The following is a 20,114-nucleotide window of genomic DNA, read 5'->3' as shown; positions in this document are numbered from 1 at the left end:
GACAAGGCTGGATTGAAAAGCTAGTCTTTTAAACAAAAAGATTTTGCAATAAATACTTTTTTTGATTTTCGTATTGGGTTAGTAACTCGTTTTCTAAATTTATTTTTTCATCAAGAGATAACAAAAATTTATAAATCTTTTTTTGCTCTTCTTCATTCATCGGTAATAAAATACTTGTACCGTTCAAAAAAGTTTCGTTGTTAATATTCATTGTATTTTTTGCTCCTTTTTGAACCAATGGATTTAAATAATTAAAAGTATTTACTGATGAATTAAAATATTCGTGAAGTAGATATCCTAAAGCATAAGTTTTAGGAGTAAAAACACAATATAAAGGAGAAACTACACCTATTCTTCCTGTTCGATTTTGCTTAATAATTCCAAGAGGAAAATCAGAAGTAGGACTTTTAGTGTAAACTAAATCACCTGGATAAACTAATTTGTAATGTAAAATCTCTTTTGCTGAAAAGGCACGTCCCAAATGTTCAATCTGATTAATAACTCCTTTATGTTTTGCTACAGAAAATACTTCGTTATATTTATTATCAGGGTTTTTATGTAAATGTTCTTCTGATATTTCAGCTAATTTTTTTCGTTCCCAATTCTGCGTTTCATTATCAGTTTTAAACTTAATCTTATTTTCAAATAGCTTTTTAACTATCGAAATCTTTTGTAATGATAAACCCTCAATTATTTTCTTTTGGGTTTGGATTCTTTCTTCAATCCTTTCAAAGAATGAAGAAATTTTTTCTTGTTCAATTATAGGAGGAAGACATATTTTCTTTGATTTTATTTCTGAAGATGAAATTCCTTTAATAGAAGTTCCTTGCACTTCATTAGCTGCTTTTTTCATCACTTTAGAAAGCTGAAAAGCTAAATAAAGTTGATTACATTTAAGTTCAGATATATTTGTAAAATCCTGACTTGTACATACATCATTTAACGACAAAGCTACTTTTCCAACTCCAACTCTAGAGACAATTAATACGGAAGGTGCTTTACATAACTTTGTAGACGACTTTTCAATTGCATCCTGAGTAATAAATCTACTAACATTTATTTTAAGTATATTATCTTCTTCTAAATTAGAAGAAGATATCCAAGGAATGTTTCCATTCCAAAACTTCTCGTTAGATGAACTAGGAGTTCCTCCTCCTGAGAAAGTTCCCAAATTACTCAAAACTTCCTCTTCCCACTCTCCTTCAAACCCCGGAAATCGTAAATTAGGAAAATAAAAGTTCCTTTATGTAAAAGATTTGAAATTTTAAATCCTAAGTTACAAAGTAATTTTATCCTTAATGTTAACTTTCAGTTTAATTTAAAAATCAAAAAATTTATGACAAGAAAGAAAACATTAGCAGAAATCGCTGAACTTTGGAAGAATGATAAAAAGCTGTACGTAAAAAAATCAACCTTTTCGGCTTATGTATTGTTGCTGGAAAATCATCTACTCCCTGTATTTAAAGACTATTTTGAAATTGAAGATGAAGATGTACAAAAGTTTGTGTTTCAAAAACTGGAACAGGGACTAAGCCAGAAAAGTATTAAAGACATTCTCATTGTACTGAAAATGGTATTGAAATTTGGAGCAAAGAATAAATGGATTGAATTCATCAATTTTGATGTACAATACCCTACGGTTCGGGAAACGCATACAATAGAGGTATTGAGCAGAACACATCAGAAAAAAGTAATGAGTTATATTCAGGAGCATTTTACTTTTAGAAATTTAGGTGTTTACATCTGTCTTTGTTCTGGAATGCGAATTGGTGAAATATGTGCACTTACCTGGCAAGATATTGATACAGACAATGGGATTATTAATATCCGTAAAACCATCCAAAGGATTTATGTCATTGAAGAAGGAGAACGTAGGACTGAACTTCTTATTGATACCCCAAAAACAAAAAACTCAATTCGTGAAATTCCAATCACCAGAGATCTTTTGAGAATGCTAAAACCTTTTAAAAAAATTGTTAATCCTGCATTTTATGTTTTAACTAATGATTCTAAACCTACAGAGCCAAGAACCTACCGAAGCTACTATAAAAATCTGATGCGATATTTGGAAATTCCTGATATTAAATTTCACGGATTACGACATAGTTTCGCAACAAGGTGTATTGAAAGTAAGTGTGATTATAAAACAGTAAGTGTTTTGTTGGGGCATTCTAATATCAGTACTACATTGAATCTGTATGTTCATCCTAATCTGGAACAGAAGAAAAAAGCAATTGATCAGATGTTTAAAGCACTTAAATAATTTCAATTATCATACAATATTTCTTACATTTGGGAAAACTATTAACAGCCTTGTCAGAGTTTAAAGCTCTGACAAGGCTTTAACTAAACTCATAACCCCAAAATGTCAAGTCAGCCAGAATATATTTTAGAACAAAAATTAGTTGAACAACTACAGCAACTGGGTCACAAAAAAGTCAAAATCTGCAATGAGGTTGATCTAATTAAAAATCTAAAAACTCAACTCGAAATTCATAATAAAAAGACATTTTCTGATAAAGAGTTTGAAAAAATACTAAATCATCTTTCTAAAGGAAATGTTTTCGAGAAAGCAAAAATTCTTCGGGATAAATTTCACTTTACAAAGGATGACGGAAGTTCAGAATGGATTGAGTTTATCAGTCAGGACCACTGGTGCCAGAATCAGTTTCAGGTAACCAATCAAATTGCCCAGGAAGGAAATTATAAGAATAGATATGATGTAACAATTCTAATTAACGGGCTTCCTTTGGTTCAGGTTGAATTAAAACGGCGTGGTCTTGAATTAAAAGAAGCTTTTAATCAAATCAACCGTTATCATCATCAATCATTTAATTCTGGAAACGGACTGTTTAATTATGTTCAGCTATTCATTATCAGTAATGGAGTTAACACAAAATATTATTCTAATAATGCTAAACAGACTTTTAAACAAACCTTTTATTGGTCAGATGATCAAAACAACAATATAACACAGCTGGATCATTTTGCACCAGCATTTTTAGAGCCTTGTCACATTGCTAAAATGATTACCAAGTATATTGTTTTAAATGAAACCAACAAGATACTAATGGTTCTAAGGCCTTACCAATATTATGCAGTGGAAAAAATTGTTGACCGAGTAAGAAATACGGACAAGAATGGTTTTATTTGGCATACTACAGGTTCAGGAAAAACATTAACTTCTTTTAAAGCTAGTCAGATTCTGAAAGAAATTCCGAAAGTGGAAAAAGTAGTATTTGTAGTGGACAGAAAAGATCTGGATTATCAGACACAAAAAGAATTTGATGCTTTTGAAAAAGGAAGCGTTGATGCTACTGAAAATACGGCTCATTTAGTGAAACAACTTTCTGACAACACCAAACTCATTGTTACAACTTTACAAAAACTCAATACTGCTATTACCAAAGAAAAACATGGTAAAAAAATTGAAAAACTAAAAGACAAAAAAGTTGTTTTTATTTTTGATGAGTGCCACAGAAGTCAGTTTGGAGATACGCATCAGAATATCAAAAAGTACTTTAAGAATTCTCAAATGATTGGGTTTACAGGAACTCCGATTTCTGAAGTTAATTCAATTGGGAAAATAGACGGAGCTCCGGCAACCACTAATAGACTATTCGAAGATTGTCTGCATAAATATGTAATTACAGATGCAATTCGGGATGATAATGTTTTAAAGTTTTCTGTAGAATATGTTGGTAGATATAAGGAAAAAGAAGGGAGTAACACTTACATTGATACTGATGTTGAAGCAATAGATACTCAGGAGCTTCTTGAAAGCCCGAGACGGCTTGAAAAAATTGCAGATTATCTCATTGCAGAATACGGAAGAAAAACACATAGCAGTACTTTCAATGCTATGTTTTGTGTAAGTAGTATTGATGTTTTACAAAAGTATTATGACCTTTTCCAAAAGAAAAAAGAAGAAGGTAAACATCAATTGAAAATTGCAACAATTTTCAGCTATGGAACTAATGAAGAATCCAAAGATGCAAATGGAATCTATGAAGAACCTGATTTTGCAATGGTTGCAGAGCCTCAGGCTCAATATGGAGATTCTCATAGCAGAAACATATTGGAAAGATATATTGGTCATTATAATGAAATGTTTGATACAAATTTTTCTACAAAAGACTCCCAAACTTTTTACAATTATTATAATGATATCGCCAAAAGAGTTCGTAGCAAAGAGGTTGATTTAATTATTGTCGTTAATATGTTCTTAACGGGATTCGATAGCCCTCAACTAAATACTTTATTTGTCGATAAGAATTTAAAATATCATGGCTTAATCCAGGCATTTTCCCGAACCAATAGGCTTTTAGGTGATAAGAAATCGCAAGGAAATATAGTCTGCTTCCGTAATTTAAAATCTGCAACAGATGATGCAGTGACCTTATTTTCAAACAAAGAAGCTATCCAGGAAATTATTATTCAGCCCATCGAAAGTTACATTGAGCTTTTTAATTCTGCCTTAGAGACATTGAAGCTAGTTGCTCCAGAAATTGACAGTGTGAATGGTTATCAAACGGAACAGGAAAAATTTGAATTTATAACTTCTTTCCGTGAGGTAATGAGAATTCTAAACATTTTAAAATCATTTGCTGATTTTAACTTTGATAAACTTGAAATGAATGAAAGTGAGTTTAATGATTATAAAAGCAAATACCTTGATTTATGGACTGAAATTAAAGGGCATCGTGAAGGTGGAGAAGGAAAAGTAAGTATTCTAGATGACGTTGATTTTGAACTGGAATTAATCCATCGTGATGAAATAAATGTAAGCTATATTCTTTCATTATTAGCTAATCTTGCAGACTCAAATCTAAAAGGGGATAAATTAGAACAAAAGAAAAAAGAAATCAGAGATATTCTTTCCGGAGATGCTAAACTAAGAAGCAAAAAAAAATTAATAGAAAAATTTATAGAAGAGAATTTGCCTCATATTTCTGATGGGAATGATGTGAATGATGAATTTGAAAAATTTTGGAACAAAGAAAAAAATTCGGCATTTGACAAAATTGCTGATGAGGAATTTTTAAATAAAGATAGATTCAGATATGCCATTGATGATTTTCTTTTCACTTCCAAAACACCAAAAATTAGTGATACTTTAAAACTTCTTGAAGTAAAACCAAAACTTACAGAAAGAAATAATATAGGGAGAAGAATTATTCAAAAGGTTCAAAATTTTGTAGATGTTTTCATTGATGGGGTTAATGCCTAAATAGAAAAAGGTTCAGCATCTACTGAACCTTTTTCTATATCTTAAGTTATCCCTTCTCAATCAACCTCTCCAGCCTCACCATCATCTCATCCTTCTCCTTCAGCATCCTCTCATAAAGAGCAACCTTTTCATCATACAATTCTACAATTTTATCTATTGGATTAAATGTAGGATAATGATTATACATAAAACCTATAGCATTATCGCTGGCTGTAAACGTATTAGAAATAATATTCACCGCCTGCTCCTCATCAAAATTCTGAAACGCTTCCACCGGAATTTTCAATACTTCAGAAATTCTTTTCAGTAAAGGGTCTTCAATAATTTCTTTCTGTTCCAGCAGAGAAACTTTCTTCTGGTTCCAGTCGTCCCCAAGGTCAAGAGCCAATGCTTCCTGCTTGATGCCCAGCATTTCCCTGAAGCGTTTTACATTGTGGCCTGATCTATTTTATGTTACATGATAAATCAACATTTATAGAAAGCAAGATTCAAAACTGTAGAACATTATTTTTCCATAAAGAGTAGTTTTTAAATGGCTGAACTCTTGAAATAGAAGTAAAAGCTTTACATTTTATGTTCTCACGTAAACAAAAACTGGATATTTTCCTTATCATTGCTAAAATGAAATTTACTAATATACTATGAACGATTACATTTCTTTTTTCAGGGAGATTCAGGCACGTTCTAAGTTTGAGATTGAATATGAAAAAAGACATTCTAAAAAACTTGCTACTCAATTTAATGCAATGAAGTTCCTCCACTGGAACGAAAATAAAGTCTCTGAAATATTGGCATTTTTCCTAGATCCTAATGAAGATCATGGGCAGGGAGATATTTATTTGAAATTGTTTAAAGAAGAATTAGGACTCCATTTCCCTTATGATCATCCGACAAAAGTGCAGGTAATTTTAGAAGATCCCACTTTCGAAAACAGAAGAGTGGATATAGTTTTAAAAAATCAGGATCAGTCAAGTATCCTGGGAATTGAAAATAAAATTTATCCATGGACACGGGATCAGGAAAATCAGGTTCAGGATTATTTAAAATATTTACAATACATCAGTACCCGCCATTATCAACTTCTCTATTTAGCTCCAAAATCCAAAGAACTAACAGAATACAGCGCAGGTAAAGAAGTTGAAACTCTTATAAAAACAAGACTTTTACGTTTAATAAACTATGAGGATGATATTATTCCTCTTTTAAAAGAATTTATTAAAAATACAGAAAATGAAAGGGTGCGTTGTTTTCTGATGGACTTCGAAAGTCAACTTATTGAAAATTATATGGGAAAAGAAAATTTAGATCCAGGGTCGCTGAACCATTTTATTACTGAAACCGAAGATAATATAGAAACGGCTTTTCAGATATCCAATACTTTACATTCTATTAAGCAAGATATGAAAGACCTTGCTGACCAGCAAATGCTTCAACTTGCTGATGAATTATCAGAAGAATTGAACATGAATGTTATTTATGACGAGCAATATCATCAGTTTGGGATTTCCGTTTTAAAAAATGTATATATCAGGTTTAATTATGAAGAAGGTGGCGTTATTTATGGCCTGGTAAAAACACCTGCCTTTATGGATCGGTATAGGGAAAAAGTGTATTTTGATGATCTGCGAAATCATTTAGGAATCAAATTTCGGACATCCCATCTATGGCCTCTATATTTTTTACAGTATGGCAACATAGATCATAATGCAGAATTTTGGGTTGATATTAAAAACGGAAACTTCAAATTATTTATGAGAACATTTATTATGAAGGTTTTAGAAGCTCCTGAAGACATCATAAAAGACCTGTAATAAAATCTTCTTTTTAAAACCCATTTTATATATCAGTATACCACATAAATTTATACCTTTTCTTTAGAAAGATTAAAGATTTTTCTTATTATTGCCACCATTAAACAAACATTCTTGAGTCATTCATGATTCAAAATATTAAAACTAACTATGAATACCTTTGGAAAAACCATACGCCTATTCTTCGTAGATGGTACACCCAATAGTCTTACCACTGCAGAACTCAGCAACTGGACGGGAATAGGCATCAGAGTTCCCCGTATTAAAGTAAGAGAATTCAGCAATCGTACAGAATTTAGAAAACCTGGTGTCTATATCCTGATTGGTAAAGGAGACAATAATGAAGATGCTGCCTATATTGGCGAAGCAGAAGTCATTGCCGAACGCCTTGTGAGCCATATAGCTAATAAAGAATTTTGGAATGAAGTGTTATTCTTTGGAAGTAAGGATCAGTATTTGAACAAAGCGGGTGTTAAATACCTTGAAAATCGTTTGTATGAATTGGCTATGCATGCAGAACGCTACACTATTAATCAGAATATCCCTACCCGACCGGAACTTTCTGAAGCAGAGCAGGCAGAATTGGAAGAGTTTTTATCTAATGTCAAAATATTGACCGCCTCATTAGGACATAAAATATTTGAATCCCTGGAAGAAACTGTTGAACAGGACGAAACGAATCAACTGATCTTATACTGTAAAAACGGAGCTGGAGCTAATAGCAAAGGAAGTCCATCCACTGAAGGTTTCGTAGTATACAAAGATTCTCTTTTGATGGTAACTGAGCAGCCTTCATTAAATGAAGGTATTGTACTGGAACGAAATAAAATGCTTTCAGACGGAATATTACAACGGGACAATGGTTTCTATAAACTCACTAAAGATTATGTTTTCAACTCTTCCTCAAGAGCAGCATCAGCTATACTAGCAAGATCTGCAAGTGGACCTGTAGAATGGAAAACTGAAAGCGGAATTCAATTAAAATTTTTAGAAATTTAATTAATATTTTTGCTTTCGCAATTATTCTAAAATTATGTTAATAGCTGTGATCCATTATGATCATTGTTTTCAAAATTCCTATCTTGGTGCTACCAACAAATCACTGCCATTATGAAAAAAATAGGAATTATCGGATGCGGATGGCTGGGTTCCCGCATTGCGGAAAAGCTTTCCGGAGATTACCAGATTTATGCAACTACTACTTCGGAGGAGAAACGGGAAGACCTTGAGCGGAGAGGCTATCATCCTTTGGTGGTGGACTTTAATGATGAGACGTATGTAGAGCTCTTATCTCCATGGGATGTTATTGGAGAGCTTGACACCATTATTATTACGGTACCTTTTTCATCAAAGAAAGAAAATGAAGACGAAATCGTAAAAAGAGCAGAACGGGTGGCTTTATGGATGCAGGGCTTCCGGGGACAGGTATTTCTTATGAGCTCAACAGGAGTGTATCCTGACGATGCCAAAGATTTTTCTGAAAATGATCTGGCTGCCGAAGAAGTTGTAAAAGAAAAAATTATAAAAAAAGCATTTCCTCAAACTAATATTCTCAGGCTGGGTGGATTAATGGGAGATGACCGTTTTCTGAGCAAATATACGGTGTCGGATCCCGGAGCTCCCGCCAATCATATTCATTATGAAGATGTAGGTTCTGTGATAGAAAAGATGATTAAAGAGCAAACCCATTCGGAACTGTACAACCTGGTAGCGCCGTTGCATCCTTCAAAAAGAGAAGTGATCAGCATACAGAAAAAAAGTCCTTATATCCCTGAAGAAACAGTAAAAGGAAAGACAGTTTCATCAGAGAAATTAATCTCAGAACTGGATTTCAATTTTAAATTTCCTGACCCCAGATATTTTCATCCGGGTTGAAAGGAATACCATACAGACCAGGATTCATATGCACAAAATTCAAATCATGACCACATCATCAGGTATGCTCAATAAATTTTCGTTCTTTTGCAAAAAGTTTTAATTTTTACCATAGCATGTCAAAGTTTGATGAAATCCGGTATTTTCATGATCACGAAGTGAATGAAAGATTGCAGAGCATAGCCCGTGATCCGATGATGAAAGCACTGATGAACTTTACTTTTCCGGGTGTGGAAGAGCAGGTTTGGCTGGAGCAGTTTAAAGAGGTTTATTCCATTAGCGATTTCCAGCATCAGTTTGTGGCGTATGCTGTTCGTCAGATTCTTGCTAAAAGTTCGGAAGGTTTAACGACCTCGGGTTTCGATAAGCTTGATAAGAACACTTCCTATCTCTACATTTCTAACCACAGGGATATTGTCCTGGACACTTCCCTGCTTAACCTGGTTTTGCTGGAAAGTGGACTGATCATGACCGCTTCTGCGATTGGTGATAATTTGGTAAAAAGAAACTTCCTGAATGTACTGGCTAAACTGAACCGTAACTTTTTGGTTCAGAGAGGGCTTTCCATTCGTGATCAGCTTACCAGTTCACAAACCATGTCTGAGTATATAGACATGCTGTTACACGAAGAAAACCGCTCCGTATGGATTGCCCAGCGTGAGGGCCGTGCTAAAGACGGGAATGATGCGACTCAGCAAGGGGTTTTGAAAATGCTGGCTATGGCAGCGGGAGACCAATCTCTAATAGAGTACTTTAAGACACTAAAAATTGTTCCCATCTCCATTTCCTATGAATATGATCCTACCGATTCCTTAAAAATGCCTCAACTGCTGGCTCAGCACAGAGATGAAGCATATATTAAAGGAAAAAATGAAGATTTCAATACCATCCTCAGTGGAATTTTAGGTCAAAAGAAACGAATTCATCTGCATGCCGGCGATGTTATTGATACGGAACTGGATGAAATTGCCGCTACCATTGACAATAAAAACAAGCAGCTGCAGGCCATTGCACAACTCATTGACACATCGATCATTCAAAATTACAAACTCTGGCCTACCAAATATATCGCCTACGATCTGAAAAACAATACGGATACGTATGCTTCACAGTATACGGAACAGGAAAAACAGTTGTTTATCCGAAGACTGGAAATGCGTATTGATCCGGCTGATCCTGTTTCTAAGGAATATTTCCTGGCGATGTATGCCAATCCTTTGGTGAATAAATTAAAGGCGGAAGAAAAGTGATTTTTTTAACCACAGATTCCTCAGATTTACACGGATGTTATCTGATAATATTGTAAAGCTTTTTTCTAAATATCTTAGATTTTAAGGAAGCAACAAATAAGTCGATTAAAATTCTTTATTCTCATTAATCCCAAGATCAGGAAGACTCCACAGTTACGTATAAAAATCTGCGTCATCTGCAAAATCTGCGTGAGATAAAATTAATATAAACCTATCCATCTGCTTAGAAAAATCAATGCAATTGATTCCTTTTTTGCTGCTTTAAACGATAAAGCTGTAAATATAAATCTTGCGTCTAAAAACTCTTTATTTTCACTCATCCCAAGATCAGGGAGATTCCACAGTTACGAATAAAAATCTGCGTCATTTGCAAAATCTGCGTGAGATAAAATTATCATAAGCAATCATCTGCTTAGAAGACTCAATCCGCGTGAGTTACAAAATCTGCGTGAGCCACTTTTTCTAATCACCATCAGTCCCCCACAAGGAATGCTGCTGCTTACGGTTTTCCGTAATTTTTTTTTACGGGTTGTTTGTAGTTTCGAACATTATAAAACAAGGTGTTTTTATAACCTCATTCAACAAACAACGAAAACATTATGAATAGAAAAACGACTCCTGCAGATCTCTTTTTGGGAATTCTTGCATTGTTACTGATCAGCGTAAGCTTTTATCAGACCTGGCTTGGGCTGCAGCAGATCTTTGGACCGGCATCTTTTGTGATTGCCCTGGTGTTATCATTACTGCTCTTATTCCTGTGCTGGATGCTGAGAAATGCAAAACTGGAGGGCAAGCCTACGGGAAGCCTTGTGGGAATTTATATTTTCATTGCCTCGTTCTGCTTTATTGCCAACTTTAATGCACTGTATACAAGGTTTATGAAAACGGATATTTATACGGACGAACTCCGGGATATCAATAAAAACTTTACGACGCTTGAAAATGATGTGGAATCGAAATTAAGCTATAAGTACAATAAAGCAACCACTCAGAACATTGAGATCAAAAAGAAGCAGATGATGGAGCAGATCAAAGATCCCGGAAATAAAGGAATCGGAAGCCGCGCCCAGCTTTTGATAAAGGATATCGAAAGGTTAACGGGCCAGAAAGTGGACTTGCTGACACCTGTTGGCGAAGATTATGAAGACCTTGCTGAAAGAATGGGAAAACAGATTGACAATATTGTTTCGGATCTTTCCCCTGAAGAAAAAGCCTTAAAGACAGAGATCAACAATGCAGCTTTCAAATGGGATAAAAACATTCAGGACCTGCTCCTTTTATCCAAAAAGGAAAAAGACGGTTTGTCGCAGGGGCTTATTGATGAGTCTCTTTCAGATTATAATAAACTGGGAAGCCGCGCACAAACGGTTCTGGGAAATGATAAAATACATTTTGAGCCTGCAGTGTCGAAGACCCAGCAGGTAGGAAAAATCGGTTTTGCGTTTGAACATGCTATTAAAAATTTTGGCATGTACCAGTTTGTGGTTCTCGCCGGCTGTATTTTACTTGATTTCGTGATTGTCATCATTATTTTATTGGTAACAGATTCAGGAAACTACAATGGAAGCAATGGCAGAAGCGTGTTTACCAACAAAAGAAGCGGCAAAACCATCATCCCAAATAACTAAACCATGGAAACTAACGATCAATTAAAACCGTTGTCTTTTGAAACAGAAGAAGTGCTAAAGCCACTCTCTTTTGATTTTCAAAACGCTCCCCAAACAGATTTTGTTCCGATTGCCAAAACGATCTCCAATGACATCAGGAATAAGGACAGCAATTTTGTCTTTTTCTTTGGAACCGCAGAATCCGGAAAATCAGTAATCCTCTCCTCGATGCTGTATTATCTCAGATCATATGCCGGAGTGTTGAGACCCAAGCTGGGAACTCCCAACTCCAAAGAAGCCAATGTACTGCTTTCCGATTTTTTTGAAAACATCAGACAGGGTGTGCTTCCCAACAGAACCACCAGAGATCAGGTGACCCGTCTGGACCTCGTCTTTGAACCCAATAACCGATCAAAAAGAGTGGTTCCCGTAGACCTTACTTTTCTGGAAACTTCCGGCGAAAACCACAATGATATCCGAAGAGGTGGAAGCTATCACAGCAGCATAGAAACCTTTCTGAATGCCAATATTCCACTTACTTTCATTATTGTCACCAGCTATGAAACGGCCTATAAAGACGATTCTCTGATCAATGAATTTCTGGATGAGCTGGAACGAAAAGGTAAAAATTTAAAATCAGTGAATGCCATTCTGGTGATTTCCAAGTGGGACAAATCCGGGCGAATGGATGTGGAAAGTGCGGAAGCGCTTGATTCTTTTATCTCTGATCACCTTCCCATGACTTCACAACGAATTGACACGTATGGATTGAGCAAAACCTATTACACGATCGGAAGTATCCAGAATACGACGGGTAGTGAAAAGATTGACCTTCTGAACCTCTCTACCGCTGAAGTCCTTGCCAAATGGCTCTACAGAAGCATTGTTGGCTATGATCTGGATTATGAAGGAACATTTTGGGAACGTTTAAAATTTAGCTTTACCAATTGATGGACAATACTTATTTTTTCTCGGCATTCGGGACTTTTGGAAATCCCAATGGCTTCAGACAATCTTTTTTTTTAGGTGGAAATCATCATATTGCGAAGGAGATCAGGACTTTTGACCTTAAGACCGACGCGATCAAACTGTTTACTCAAAGCACTATTTACTCAATACGGAAAGACTATGCCGGCGGTTGTAACCTCATCTCCTATTCTGTTTATACGTTTGCAAAAGAGCAAAATTCAGACAGGGGCGGTACCTTTATCGGTTCCAGCTTACTTTTCGTTCATAAAATTGCTTCCGAAGGACTTATCATCAGTGCATTGAATGATTTTCAAAGAAGTCTTGAAAAAAACAATTTGTCAGAAGGAGTGATCACAGTCAATCATTCAGAACAGTTTTCCATTCAAAAACCCAGGGATTTTGATAAAATAGGGTTCAATGTCCGGGAAATCGACGAGTTGGATTTTACACGATCCAATCATAACTATCTTGTCGTGTACTGTAAAACCAGCGCTGAAGAGCTCCAGAACTTTTACAGCAAAGCGATTGACCTTTTGAACGTTTATGATACCATCTATTTTACCCAAAGCCATGAAATTGCCGAATTTGTAAAGCAAAAAGGAATCTTTAAAATTGTAAATGATGAGGGTTTTGATATGGAACTGCACAACCTTGAAGAAGAAAGGCGCAGGATTTTGCAATCTGCCATCACTGAGCTTAAACGAGAAAAAGAAGGCTTAAAAGATGAAAAAACAAAACTGCTTGAAGACCTCAACAGGCAGATCTCGCACAATGAAAAACGGCACCAGGACAATGAGTCCAAAATCAAGGAATCCAAAAACAGAATTGAAATCATCAGTAAAGAATACGATCAGTACTCAGAAAAAATTGAAGAACTCATCCGCAATCTTACCGCTGATGGAAAGATAGAAGCAGCTAAAAAGCTGCACCAGGAACATAAACGACTGTTGACCAATACGATTCATCAAAATAAAGGCATTGAATCCTTATCTTCTCTATCTTCATCGTCCAATGCAAGAGTACAGCCGGCAAGAGACGATCAGCCCTATTCTCATGGGCTTTCCGGTTTTCACAGCTCAGGAAGAAACCGGGAAAAAGAGTTCAGGGTGGACGGCTTTAAGGTGGCCACATTAATTTTATCATTGCTGTTGATCGGGGCTTTAGTGCTGTGCTGTCTGTGGATACCAAAAGAATATACAACATCATTCCATACTTTATAAAACAGCCCATCATTTGAAAAAGTCGTCTATTGATCAGTAACTCAATACAGGAAAAGAGAAAGGCATTACAATTTATCCCGATACTGATCTTAAAATCTTATCTTCGCAAAAAATTTGGCAAATGAAAAAAATAGTATTGCTGGCTTCAGTGGTTCTTGTTCTTAATTCATGTGTGGTAAGAACTGCAACAAAAGTAGTATCGGGAGCTGTAAATTTAGGGTATAAAGCCGTAAAAGGAACGGTAAACGGAATCAGCTGGGCAGTAAGCAAAGCGAAAGGAAAAATCGATGAGGACCGCATAGACGGAACCTGGAAAGTCGTAGGAGTTTACAAAGGGTCTTTTGAAGATTTCTCCAAAGACCAGAATCCGGAAAGTTCTTTTACTTCAGAATGTACCGACAGCTTTGAGCAGATTGTTTTTAAAGCTAAAAAATCTAAATTCAAACCGGTACATTGCAGCACAGGAGATGAAAGCTGGGTAAAATATAAAATGGAATTCGGGAAAAACCCGTTGACCAAAGAAAAGGAAAACTACATAGAATATAACTCCAACAATTATATTACAGTGATTGATGTCAACAGCAAAACAATGGTTCTGGAAGGGAATGTAATTCCTAAACTTGCATTTTCAGGAGCCAAATTATTCCTTCTGGAAAAAGTAAGGTAATAATCTGACATTCAACCCGAATACAAAAATAAAAATGCCTGTTTTCATAGCGATCACAGGCATTTTTCACTCATACAATGTTACCATCTAGGTTTATTTCTTAAGCATATCGATTTCAATAATGTTATTGTCATCCTGTATTGTTTTTTTCATCTGAAGCTCTCTTTCCCTTAGGTACGTACTTTTATCGATCATGGTTCCGTTGACATTGACTTTTTCCAGATCGTGAAGGGTCATCCTTAGTGACTTGGTAGGATCATTTCTGCTTTCTAAAAAGATCTGTCTGTATTTGGGAAAATCGATATCGACCTTATCTCCGAAATCAAAGACAAAACTTCCCGAAGGCGTCAGGTTCTCAATTTCCAGGTCCGAGAGTTTCCTGATTCCGGCTAAAGTAAAAGAATGACTGCCACCGGCATCCTCAATTTTCAGGATCATCCCGGGAAGCCCATGGAATTTATAAGGACCGTCCTGAACGGGAATATCGGCAGTGAACCATGCCGTCCACTTTCTACCCCCGAAGTCCGTTGTCGCTTTCTGTACGGCATAGCCTTTAATAACCTCTTTATCCGGATGTATAGACCATGACATTGTACGGCGATCGGATACATTATACTTTGATCTCCCCATTCTCGTCAGGAAAAATACGGTATGATCGGAGTAATTTTTTATGACGGTGTATCTTATCGTATTATTTTTGGAAGCAGCTGTCTGCGGGATCTGGTCTACTCTTCCTGTAGCTTTCATCTGCTTGTCTGTAATGGCTTTGGAAATAGAATCATTTTTAAAGGTCTCCCCACTGAAAAATCTGGAAAAACCGGGAGCTACATCGAGGTACATGATCTCCGTTCTCTTGTCCTGCATGCGGGTAGAATCCGGAATATACTGATAGTCGTACGTGAATCTCTGGTGCTGGGAAAAGAGACTCACAAATAGGAATAAAAAAACAATTCCAATTAATTTTTCTGAATATGCCATATTATTTAAAAAAAAATTATATTTTTAGCGGAGAATTAATACCAAATATAAGATTTCAAATGAGAACGAAAAAACTAACATTAAAGAAAAGTGTAGTCGCTAATCTGGACAAGAAAGCAATGGGACAGGTAAAAGGAGGATTAAAAAAACCTGATATGGGATTGACTCCTGAAACTTTCGGATGTGGAGAAACTTCTGCAGAAGACAAAGGATGTGGTTCAGACTTATGCCAGGAATTCGGGTTAGGATAGACCCATCACTTTTACAAAATCTAAGTTTCGTAATATTTATTTATTATGAAACTTTTTTAATTTTATGGAGAAGCACATCGTACATGAAATCGCACAAAGCATTCTAACCTCAGAAGAACCCAACAGCTACGGCCTTCTTACCGGCTATACAGGACCTATGATTTTCCTGTCCGAATACTCTAAAATACAACCTGAATATTCAAAAAAAGCACAGGATTATATCGACCGTTTTTATGCTGATATAGATCAGGGGATTGTTTCGGCGTCCTACGCAAGGGGAATTGCCGGAGCCTGCCTGGCAATCGGCTATCTTGATGAAGGTAAAAAGCCACTGTCATTCGTATCCAGAAGTATTGATGAATATCTGGCTTCAGAAGCTGAAGACTATCTGTCGGTTCAGAATTTTGATTTTCTGCATGGAGCAGTCGGGATCGGTTTTTATTTTATAGAAAGGGCAAAAGAAGGCAGCAAAATCGCCCACAAAGCCCTGGAGAGTATTCTGGATAGCCTGGATCAGAATAAAATGACTGGTGAGAATGATGAAGTTACCTTTCTAAACTTCAAAAAAGTATCAGACATCTCCCTCTCTCACGGCTTATCATCTATCCTCATATTCCTGACAAAGCTTATGGAGAACGGCTTTGTGTATAAAGATATCCCCAGGAACCTTTCGGTAAAGATCATCAGATATATTCTGTCGCAAAAGATAGACAGAGAGATTTCCGGATCCCAGTTCCCATATACTTCAAAAGAAAACAATAAGGGAAGCAGACTGGCGTGGTGCTATGGTGATCTGGGAATTTGCATAGCCTTGCTGAAAGCTTCTGAAGTCCTGAACGACCTGCCACTGAAAATGGAGGCCACAGAAATCCTGGTCTACAACACCACGCGAAAAGAGCTGACTAAAAACCTGGTCCGGGACAGTGAAATTTGTCACGGAACTTCAGGCATCAGCCTTATCTACCATATTCTGAATAAAAGGTATAAGATTCCTGAGTTTGGTGATTGCGAAAAGTACTGGACAGAGAAAACTATAGAATTATACCATCAAAAAGACAATCATAAGAATATAAGCCTGCTGGAAGGGCTTTCTGGAACCGGCCTTGTACTGCTGAATTCATTGTACCATACAGGAACCCGATGGAGCAATTTCTTTTTACTATGAAAAAAACGACCCAAGTAACCTATGAAGATTTCGGACACTTTATCATACGCTGTCCCGCGCTCCCCTATTCGGAGCATGATCACTTTTCGTATGAAACACTAAAAGAGAATGCTTTCTTTATGGAATCCTTATATATTTCATCCCCGGAATTCCACGATGAGATCGCCAAAGCAGCGGTGCTGACCGAAAAGCATAAAATAACCCTTCTGAAATACTGGAACCGGATAAGAACCCGCTCTACCCCTTTCGGAATGTTTTCAGGGATCTGTATCGGCAGCATTACTGAAGCGGAAAGCAAGATGCTTATTTCATCCAGATATCAAAAAGTATCCAGGCTGGACATGAGCTGCCTTTCCAATCTGGTGGGTTCCCTGCAAAACAGAAAAGAAGTAAGATCTGCCCTGAAGTATTTTGTCAATGATTCTTTGTACAAAGTGGGAAACAGCCACAGGTATTACTTTGTAAAAAAAGCGGACAACAATAAAGACTACAAGTTTGATGTAGTGGATATCGAGGTTTCCGGTTATTTAAATAAAATAATAGCAAAAGCACAAAGCGGAGCCACATTATCCGAACTCTGTTCTGTACTCGGTCCGGAGTTTTCTGAAGAGGAAATTTATGATTACCTCAATGAACTGATTGACTCTCAGATTATCATATGCGAGCTCTCTCTCCAGCTGACAGGAGTACCGCTGCTCAGTAAGATCACAAAATTATTAGACCGCACTGCATTGATGTCCGTCAATAAAAAGCTGAAAGAAACCGGCACACTCCTGGAGACTCAAAAAGAGCTGATCACCGTTTCCAAAAGCATTGAAAATACGATGAGAGAACTGAATATCGGTTACAACAAAAAAGAGCTGATACAGGTCGATCTGAAAAGAGAATTTCAACAGGCAAACCTCAATAAAGCGCTGATCGGGGATATCAAAGACGCCATCTCGTATCTGAATTCACTGGAAGATTTTGAAAGTGAAAATCCTAACCTAAAAAAGTTTACCACCACCTTTCAGCAGGTCTATGAAGAAGAGGAAATTCCTCTGTTGCAGGCCCTGGATGTAGATCTCGGGATCGGATATCCGATTGACCATTACGGAAACAATTATACCAACTCCCTCATCAGAGATTTTGAATTACCGGCCCTCGATGTAAAACCGAAAAAAGCCTCAGTCTTACAGGAAATCATTTCCCGGAAAAAAGAACACATCAAAGAAATACGGCTGGAACACGAAGAAGCAGAGCGTAAGAATACAGGTAACAATTTCCATCCGGTATTCTATACTTCTTTCGAACTTGTCAGTATTGACCAGCAGTCTCTTCCAAGGCTGAAATATGTGGGAGACCGGTCCGGAGTAAAGTTACTGACCAGGTTTTCACATATGGATCCCCGAATTGAAAATCTGATCTCCGATATTACCCGGAAGGAACAGGAATTAAGTAAAGAGATTTTAGCTGAAATCGTCCATCTTCCCGGACCCCGGCTTGGAAATATCTCCACCCGGCCCCACATCAGAAATTATGAAATAACCTGTCTTACTTTTTCAGACCGGGAAACTGAACACCAGATCCCGCTGAGCGACCTCATGATCTCAGTGAAAAATCACAAAGTGATCCTGCGTTCCAAAAAGCTGAATAAAGTGGTTAAACCTGTGTTATCAACTGCTCACAACTATACCGTATCCGAACTTTCGGTCTACCGGTTCCTGTGTGAGGTTCAGTTTCAGGATACAAAGATCATCAGCTTTCCTTTTGAATGGGATCTGCCCTATACACCACGAATCAGATATAAAAATGTACTGCTGTCTCTGGCTACCTGGATCATCCGTACGAAAGAGCTAGAAAAGCTTTTCAGCATAGAAGATGAAGATCTTTTACTCCGGGAAATGAAAGAATGGCTGAACAAAAAACATATTCCCGAACATTTTTTACTGTGCATTGGGGACAATGAACTTCTTATAGAATCAGGAAAAACGAATCATGTCAGAATGTTTTTAAAAGAGATCAAAAACAGGAAAACCGTAAAAATAGCTGAATTTTTATTTGACGATCAGCATTCTGTGGTCAGGGATCAGGAAGGAAATGCCTACCGCCAGGAGATTATTTTACCACTATACTGCAGTACACCATGAAAAAAATACAGAGACATTTCACCCTTGGAAGTGAGTGGATATATGTAAAAATATATACGGGCTATAAAACTGCAGATCAGTTGTTAATGAATGAATTAGCATCACTGACACGTTCTTTAACCCAACAAAACCTGATCCAGGAGTTTTTCTTCATCAGGTTCAGTGATCCTTTTTATCATATCAGACTAAGGCTGCACCTTACGGATATTTCCCATATCGGGACCGTGATTTCATTACTGAACAGGGCTTTACATTCCAAAATTCAAAACAGGCTGATTACCAAACTCCAGTTTGATACCTATAGCCGTGAACTTGAAAGATACCACAGCCTCCTGATTGAAAAAGCAGAAACGGTTTTCTGCATAGACAGCCGTTATATCCTTGCCATCATCAGAAACGTAATTAAAAATGAAGCTGAAGACAACCGATGGATCGCAGGAATTCTGCTGATTACTTCTTTTCTGGACAGTTCAGGCATGAGCACGGAAGAAAAGCTAAGGCTGATGGAAGGTCTTGCCGCCAGCTTTAAAAAAGAATTTGGTTTTGATCAATATAATTCAAAACAGTTTAATACAAAATACCGCGAACATAAGCAGACCATCGGAGATGCCATCAGCAGAACCTATTCGGCAGAAGGCTTTGACAAGATCTACCCGCTTATCGATAAAAGAAATAAAGAACTGGCACCTGTCATCAGCGAAATCAAAACGATAAGTAAAAAAAATAATCTCGAATACTCAAGATACGCCGGAAGTTATCTTCATATGACTATCAACAGGCTTTTTCCTGTTAAAAACAGGCTGCACGAATTGCTTTTGTATGATATGGTCAGCAGGTATTACAAAAGCCAGCTTGCCAGAAGCAGTATGAGCAGTAAGTAAACAGATGTTACGAATTTTTACAGGCTAACACCTCATTAATTTGATAAAACTTTAAAACAAAAGCTCCAGCAGCGGCTTCGC

The 20,114-nt window shown here is 36.7% G+C and carries 16 protein-coding genes and 1 pseudogene; 14 read left to right on the top strand and 3 right to left on the bottom strand.

All coding sequences use genetic code 11. The features are described 5' to 3' along the window. Positions 1-28 precede the first annotated feature (28 nt). A pseudogene (locus tag DRF67_RS22020) lies at positions 29-1,186 on the bottom strand (restriction endonuclease subunit S); the annotation flags it as partial. A gap of 150 nt (positions 1,187-1,336) precedes the next feature. Here DRF67_RS22020 and DRF67_RS17940 point away from each other — a divergent pair. Further along, positions 1,337-2,263 (top strand): tyrosine-type recombinase/integrase, encoded by a 927-nt coding sequence (locus tag DRF67_RS17940; RefSeq protein WP_115929679.1) that lies wholly within the window; start codon positions 1,337-1,339, stop codon positions 2,261-2,263. Positions 2,264-2,365: 102 nt separating this feature from the next. Then, complete coding sequence (locus DRF67_RS17935; protein WP_115929678.1) at positions 2,366-5,230, top strand: type I restriction endonuclease subunit R; 2,865 nt, start codon at positions 2,366-2,368, stop codon at positions 5,228-5,230. Between the two features lie 46 nt (positions 5,231-5,276). Here DRF67_RS17935 and DRF67_RS17930 read toward each other — a convergent pair whose 3' ends face one another. Continuing rightward, a complete protein-coding gene (locus DRF67_RS17930) occupies positions 5,277-5,642 on the bottom strand; it encodes a helix-turn-helix domain-containing protein (RefSeq protein WP_115929677.1) in 366 nt (121 codons plus the stop codon). Positions 5,643-5,871: 229 nt separating this feature from the next. Between DRF67_RS17930 and DRF67_RS17925 the strand changes: the two genes are divergently transcribed. The 8 genes from DRF67_RS17925 to DRF67_RS17890 all read left to right on the top strand — a co-directional run bounded on the left by DRF67_RS17925 (position 5,872) and on the right by DRF67_RS17890 (position 14,629). Continuing rightward, entirely contained in the window at positions 5,872-7,041 is a 1,170-nt protein-coding gene (locus DRF67_RS17925) for a PDDEXK-like family protein (protein WP_115929676.1), read from the top strand. Positions 7,042-7,191: 150 nt separating this feature from the next. Continuing rightward, positions 7,192-8,040, top strand: a complete 849-nt coding sequence (locus tag DRF67_RS17920; protein WP_115929675.1) for a GIY-YIG nuclease family protein — start codon at positions 7,192-7,194, stop codon at positions 8,038-8,040. Between the two features lie 111 nt (positions 8,041-8,151). Beyond that, on the top strand, positions 8,152-8,916 hold the full coding sequence (locus DRF67_RS17915) for a Rossmann-fold NAD(P)-binding domain-containing protein (protein ID WP_115929674.1): 765 nt from the start codon (positions 8,152-8,154) through the stop codon (positions 8,914-8,916). 116 nt (positions 8,917-9,032) lie between these two features. Beyond that, the gene (locus tag DRF67_RS17910; RefSeq protein WP_115929673.1) at positions 9,033-10,166 is read left to right on the top strand and encodes a 1-acyl-sn-glycerol-3-phosphate acyltransferase; all 1,134 of its coding nucleotides are present in this window, start codon (positions 9,033-9,035) and stop codon (positions 10,164-10,166) included. 599 nt (positions 10,167-10,765) lie between these two features. Further along, positions 10,766-11,794 (top strand): hypothetical protein, encoded by a 1,029-nt coding sequence (locus DRF67_RS17905; RefSeq protein WP_115929672.1) that lies wholly within the window; start codon positions 10,766-10,768, stop codon positions 11,792-11,794. A gap of 3 nt (positions 11,795-11,797) precedes the next feature. Further along, positions 11,798-12,724 (top strand): hypothetical protein, encoded by a 927-nt coding sequence (locus DRF67_RS17900; protein ID WP_115929671.1) that lies wholly within the window; start codon positions 11,798-11,800, stop codon positions 12,722-12,724. Then, positions 12,724-13,962, top strand: a complete 1,239-nt coding sequence (locus DRF67_RS17895; protein ID WP_115929670.1) for a hypothetical protein — start codon at positions 12,724-12,726, stop codon at positions 13,960-13,962. The genes DRF67_RS17900 and DRF67_RS17895 overlap by 1 nt, the downstream gene beginning before the upstream one ends. A gap of 121 nt (positions 13,963-14,083) precedes the next feature. Continuing rightward, complete coding sequence (locus DRF67_RS17890) at positions 14,084-14,629, top strand: hypothetical protein (protein ID WP_115929669.1); 546 nt, start codon at positions 14,084-14,086, stop codon at positions 14,627-14,629. 93 nt (positions 14,630-14,722) lie between these two features. Here the strand turns inward: DRF67_RS17890 and DRF67_RS17885 are convergent, their stop codons facing one another. Next, positions 14,723-15,607: a GLPGLI family protein gene (locus DRF67_RS17885; protein ID WP_115929668.1), complete on the bottom strand. Its 885-nt coding sequence runs from the start codon at positions 15,605-15,607 to the stop codon at positions 14,723-14,725. Positions 15,608-15,666: 59 nt separating this feature from the next. On the opposite strand from DRF67_RS17885, the gene DRF67_RS17880 reads away from it, so the two are divergent. The 4 genes from DRF67_RS17880 (at position 15,667) to DRF67_RS17865 (ending at position 20,033) form a co-directional block, all read left to right on the top strand. After that, positions 15,667-15,858: a class I lanthipeptide gene (locus DRF67_RS17880; RefSeq protein ID WP_123912775.1), complete on the top strand. Its 192-nt coding sequence runs from the start codon at positions 15,667-15,669 to the stop codon at positions 15,856-15,858. Positions 15,859-15,922: 64 nt separating this feature from the next. Beyond that, entirely contained in the window at positions 15,923-17,023 is a 1,101-nt protein-coding gene (locus DRF67_RS17875; RefSeq protein ID WP_115929666.1) for a lanthionine synthetase C family protein, read from the top strand. Beyond that, positions 17,020-19,152 carry a lantibiotic dehydratase family protein gene (locus tag DRF67_RS17870; RefSeq protein WP_165851829.1) on the top strand — a complete coding sequence of 711 codons (2,133 nt, stop codon included), beginning with the start codon at positions 17,020-17,022 and terminating at the stop codon, positions 19,150-19,152. Before DRF67_RS17875 ends, DRF67_RS17870 begins: the two co-directional genes overlap by 4 nt. Continuing rightward, positions 19,149-20,033 carry a thiopeptide-type bacteriocin biosynthesis protein gene (locus DRF67_RS17865; protein ID WP_115929664.1) on the top strand — a complete coding sequence of 295 codons (885 nt, stop codon included), beginning with the start codon at positions 19,149-19,151 and terminating at the stop codon, positions 20,031-20,033. Before DRF67_RS17870 ends, DRF67_RS17865 begins: the two co-directional genes overlap by 4 nt. Positions 20,034-20,114: the final 81 nt, after the last annotated feature.

Source organism: Chryseobacterium pennipullorum (assembly GCF_003384725.1).
GTDB classification, from domain to species: Bacteria; Bacteroidota; Bacteroidia; order Flavobacteriales; family Weeksellaceae; genus Chryseobacterium; species Chryseobacterium pennipullorum.
This window is presented reverse-complemented; position numbering and strand designations above follow the sequence as displayed.